At 53.6% G+C, this 349-nt stretch carries 1 protein-coding gene; it reads right to left on the minus strand.

The window, feature by feature from the left end; genetic code table 11:
• Window positions 1–287 (minus strand): transposase (locus ACUHMQ_RS21190; protein WP_445297413.1); only part of this gene is annotated, 287 nt, incomplete at its 3' end.
• Window positions 288–349 lie beyond the last annotated feature (62 nt).

The raw sequence follows: 349 nt of genomic DNA on the forward strand, positions 1-349 counted from the left end.
AAGTACGCCGTCGCTTTTTTTAAGATGTCCCGTTCCATCCTGGCTTCGGCCAGCTCCCGACGTAGTTGCCGGTTCTCCGCAGCCAACTCGACAGCGCTCTGCATGCCTGCACCTGGTACGCTTGCTGTCTTGCCTTTACGGGCTTGGGTCACCCAGTAAGCCAAGGTGCCCTGATTCATATTTAATCGTGTTGCTGCTTCGGCAACCGACAACCCTTGGTCCAGCACTAACTTGATGGCTTCCGCTCGGTATTCCGACGTATAGCTTTGTGTTTCTCTCTTACTCACCGCAGCCTCCTGTTGGCTCAAGTTTACCAATCAGGTGTGTCTACGGAATTCAGGCTACCTCA

The organism is Chitinimonas violaceus (genome assembly GCF_052601015.1).